The organism is Caldovatus aquaticus, from assembly GCF_019458025.1.
GTDB classification, from domain to species: Bacteria; Pseudomonadota; Alphaproteobacteria; order Acetobacterales; family Acetobacteraceae; genus Caldovatus; species Caldovatus aquaticus.
The window spans coordinates 1-4,700 of the sequence record NZ_JAHZUY010000110.1 but is presented as its reverse complement, the minus strand read 5'-3'; the positions used below and the strand labels follow the sequence as shown (position 1 = coordinate 4,700).

2 protein-coding genes are annotated in these 4,700 nt (G+C 78.4%); both read left to right on the top strand.

Annotated features, from left to right (window positions below; genetic code table 11):
• On the top strand, positions 1-2,462 hold a 2,462-nt coding region (locus tag K1J50_RS18540), incomplete at its 5' end, for an SLBB domain-containing protein (protein WP_220119230.1).
• Between the two features lie 3 nt (positions 2,463-2,465).
• Positions 2,466-4,655: a YjbH domain-containing protein gene (locus K1J50_RS18535; protein WP_220119229.1), complete on the top strand. Its 2,190-nt coding sequence runs from the start codon at positions 2,466-2,468 to the stop codon at positions 4,653-4,655.
• The last annotated feature ends 45 nt before the right edge of the window (positions 4,656-4,700 follow it).

Below are 4,700 nucleotides of genomic sequence, written 5' to 3'. Positions count from 1 at the left end.
CGGCCGGTCCCGCCGCGACGCCCGCGCCTTCGCGCGAGGCCGCGGCGGCGGATCCCGCGGCGGTGGCGGCGCGCGCGGCGGAGGAGCCGCTCTCCCACGTCGAGGCGTTCTTCGCCGCCCGCTTCGATCCCGCGCCCGACCCGCCGCTGCGCCAGTTCGGCTACGACACCTTCCGCCTGGCGGCGGGCGCGGCCTCCCCGCCTCCGCTCGGCCTGCTGCCCGACGACTACCTGCTCGGCCGCGACGACGAGCTGGTGCTCGCCTTCCGCGGCCGCGCGCGGCAGACGCTGACGGCGCGGATCGGCCGCGACGGCCTGCTGCTGCTGCCCGACCTGCCGCCGATCCCCGCCGCCGGGCGCACGCTGCGCGCGCTGCGCGCCGATCTCGAGGCCCGCGCCGAGCGCGAGCTCGGCGGCTCGGAGGTGTTCGTCAGCGTCGCCCAGGTGCGCCAGATCGGCGTCCTCGTCGCCGGCGAGGTGGTGCGGCCGGGCGTCCATGCGCTGACCGCGCTCTCCACCGTGCTCGACGCCCTCTCCGCGGCGGGCGGCGTGCGCAAGACCGGCAGCCTGCGCGCGATCCGCGTCGAGGGGCCGGGCGGGACGAGCCGCATCGTGGACCTCTACGCCGTCATCGCCGGCATGCCGGGGCGGCCCGACCTCGCGCTGCGCGAGGGGGAGCGGGTCGTCGTCCCGCCGCTCGGCGCCACCGTGGCGCTCGCCGGCGAGGTGACGCGGCCCGGGATCTACGAGTTGCCGGCCGGCGCCGCGGGGGCGACGCTCGCCTCGCTGCTCGAGGTCGCCGGCGGCACGCTGCGGCCCGCGGGCAACCGCTTCCTGACGCAGCGCACCGACGCGCAGGGGCGGCGCAGCGTCGGCGAGATCGGCCCGCGCGACCTCCTGCGCCGCGGCGACGCGGTGCGGGTCGAGCCCGGCGCGGACGTCACGGTGAACCAGCTCCGCCTCGCCGGCCACGTCGTCGCGCCGCTGACGCGCGCGAGCGGCGGGCGGTCGCTGCGCGCGCTGCTCGCCGATCCGCGCCTGGTGCGGCCCGACCCCTATCCGCGCCTCGGCGTGGTCTGGCGCGTGGACCCGGCGACGCGGGTGCGCCGCTTCCTGCCCTTCGACCTCGGCCGCGTGCTGCGTGGCCAGGCCGACATGCCGCTCGCGGAATCCGACGAGGTGCTGGTGCTCGGCCAGGCCGACATCCAGTGGCTGGCGAGCCCGCCGGTGCAGCGCGCGCTGCGCGGCGAGGCCCTGGGCGAGGGGCCGGCCGCCTGCCCGGCGCTCGGCCAGGTCGCGGTCGCCGCGCGTGCCTCGCCGCACCGCTTCGCGCATGCGCGCGGCGCCGGCTTCCCCGACATCGGCGTGCCGCCCTGCCCGCAGCTGTTCCTCGACTATCCGGCCCTGCTGCCCTTCCTGCTCGACCAGACCGTGCTGCTGACCGGCGAGGTGCGGCTGCCGGGACTCTATCCGATCGTCAACGACACCGGCCTCGACGCGGTGCTGGCGGCGGCCGGCGGGACGACCGACACCGCCGACCTCTCGGCGGTGGAATTCGCGCGCGAGCCGGTGGAGCAGGGCGCCGCGATCCCGCTCGCGCGCACGCGGCTCGACCTCACCAGCCGGAACTTCGCGGCGGTGCGCCTCTCGCCGCGCGACGCGGTGCGGGTGCCGCGCGGCTTCGCCGACCGCGACATCGGGCCGGTGACGCTGGTCGGCGAGTTCCAGCGCCCGGGCGTGTACGACATCCGCCGCGGCGAGCGGCTCTCCGAGGTGATCGCGCGCGCCGGCGGGTTGACGCCGCAGGCCTATCCCTACGGCGCGGTGTTCCTGCGCGAGAGCGTCCGCCAGCGCCAGCAGGAGGGATTCCAGCGCACCGCGCGCGAGCTCGAGGCCTCGCTGCTGCAGGTGGCGGCGGGGCAGGCGGTGGCGGGCGCGCGCGGCTCGCCGGCGGATCTCGGCAGCGCCATCACCGCCGGGCGCGAGCTCGCCAACGCCATCCGCGAGGCGCGCGCCGCCGGCCGCATGGTGGTGGAGGCGAACCCGGTCGTGCTCGCGGCGCGCCCGGAGCGCGACGTGCTGCTCGAGCCCGGGGACCTGATCGTGATGCCGAAGCGGCCGAACGAGGTGACGGTGGTCGGCGCGGTGCTCAATCCGGGCAGCCTGCAGTTCGTCTCGGGCTGGCGCGCCGCCGACTACCTGCGCGCCGCGGGGGGCGCGCAGCGCTTCGCCGACACCGCCCGCGCCTTCGTCGTGCTGCCGAACGGCCAGTCGGTGCCGGCCGGCCTCTCCGCCTGGCAGCAGGGCGGGCCGCCGATCCCGCCGGGGAGCCTCGTGGTGGTGCCGCAGGACCCCTCGCCCTACGAGACCTGGGGCCTGGTGCGCGACCTGACGCAGGTGCTGACGCAGGTCTCGATCAGCAGCGCCGCGCTGGCGGTGATCGGACGCCAGATGCGGAACTGAGGCGTGCGGCGGGCCGCTCGCGCGGGGCGTGCGCCCGCTGCCGGCCGCGGCGGGCGGGGGCCGCGGCCGGGCCCGGCCGGCGTCGCGCTCGGCGTCGCGCTGGCGCTGCTCGCCGCGGCGGGGCCGGGCGCGCTCGCCCGCGCCGAGGAGGTGCCGGCGAGCGGGGCGAATTCCGGCGGCGCCGGGCTGATCGAGATGCCGAACGCCCGCTTCCGGCCCGACGGCACGCTGGAGGCGGGCGCGGCGCTGCGCCGCCAGCGGCGCTTCTGGTTCGCCTCCTTCCAGGCGCTGCCCTGGCTGGCGACCACCTTCCGTATCGCCGAGCGGCTGGACGCGACGCGCGGCGCCGGCACCGCCTCCGACCGCGCGCTCGACCTGCGCCTGCGGCTCTGGAGCGAGAGCGACTGGCGGCCGGCGCTCGCGGTCGGCCTGCAGGACGCGATCGGCACCGGGCTCTATGCCGGCGAATACCTGGTGGCGTCGAAACGCTGGTGGGACCTCGACCTCACGCTCGGGATCGGCTGGGGGCGGCTCGGCACCGGGGCGGACCTCGCCAATCCGCTGACCGGCCTCGCGCGCGGCTTCGCCGAGCGCCCGCGCAGCGTCGGCGAGGGCGGCACGGTGCGCATCCCGGGCTTCTTCCGCGGCGAGCGCGCGGCGCTGTTCGCCGGGCTCGAGTGGAGCGTGCCGCCCCTGCCCGCGCCCTGGGGCGGCGAGCTCGCCGGCCTGCGCGCCAAGGTCGAATGGTCGGGCGATGCGCTGCGCGACGAGCGCGGCGGCTACCCGGCGCGGCGCGACCCGCGCGCAGCGGGGCGGGCGCGGACGCGGCTGAACGCCGGGCTGCAATGGTCGAACGACTGGATGGACGCCGGGCTGCACTTCGTGCACGGCACCGACCTCCTGTTCCGCCTCTCCTTCCGCCTCGATCCGTGGCGGCCGCCGGAGGCGGAGCGGCCGCCGCCGCCGCGCCTCGCGCCGCGCCCGGCGGGGGAGGGCGAGCCCGCGGCCGAGCGCGTCTTCGCCGCGCTGCGGGCGGCCGGGTTCCGCCCGCTCGCCTTCGCCCTCGCCGGGCCGGACCTTGCGCGCATCGCCGTCGAGGGCGGCCGGCACCGCACCCTGGCCCAGACCGCGGGGCGGGTCCTGCGCGCCGTGCAGCCGCACCTGCCGGCGCGGGTGGAGCGTCTCGAGCTCGCCTGGTCGCTGCTCGGCGTCGAGGTGGCGCGGATCGAGCTGCCGCGCCGCGCCTTCGAGGACGCCGCCGCCGGGCGCGGCAGCGCCGAGGAGGTCTTCGCCGCCGCGCTGCTGCTGCCGGCGGGCGGCGATCCCTGGCCCGGCGCGGCGCGTGCGCCCGCGGTCGCGCTCGAGGGCGGGATCGAGCCGCAATTGCGGCTGCTGCTCGGCGATCCCCAGCGCACCCTGCGCTGGGAGGCGGCGGGCGCGGCGGGGGCGCGGCTCTCCCTGCCCGCGGGCTTCGCGCTGGCGGGCGGGGTGCGGCAGACGCTGGCGGGCAATCTCGACCGCGGGCTGCCCTCCGACAGCCGGCTGCCGCACGTGCGCAGCGACTTCGCGCGCTACGCCCGCGAGGGGCGCACCGCGATCCCGGCGCTCTACCTCGAGCGGCTGTGGAATCCCGCGCCCGACTGGTTCGCGCGCGCCACCCTCGGCTACCTGGAGCCGATGTTCGCCGGCCTCTCCGCCGAGGTGCTGTGGCGGCCGCACGAGGCCCCGTTCGCGCTCGGCCTCGATCTCGCCTACGTGGCGCAGCGCGACTTCGACCAGCGCCTCGGGCTGCGGCGCTACCGGGTGGCGACCGGGCACCTCTCGCTCTACGCCGACCTGCCGTGGTGGAACACCTACGCGGTGGTGCGCGCGGGGCGCTACCTGGCGGGCGACTGGGGGGCGACGGTCGAGCTCGGCCGGCGCTTCGATTCCGGGATCGAGGTCGGGGCCTTCGCCACCTTCACCGACGTCCCCTTCGCCCGCTTCGGCGAGGGCAGCTTCGACAAGGGGATCTATGTCCGCATCCCGCTCGACCTGTTCGGGGCGGAGACGCGCGGGCGGGCGGAGGCGCTGATCCGCCCGGTGCAGCGCGACGGCGGGCAGCGGCTTGCTGTGGACACGCCGCTGTGGGAGCTCGCGCGCGAGGGGCGGGCGGACGCGCTGCGGCGCGGCACGGGGTGGTTCCTGCGCTGAGCGCCGCGCCGGACCCGCCGCCCGGCGGTCCCGGGGGGACCGCCG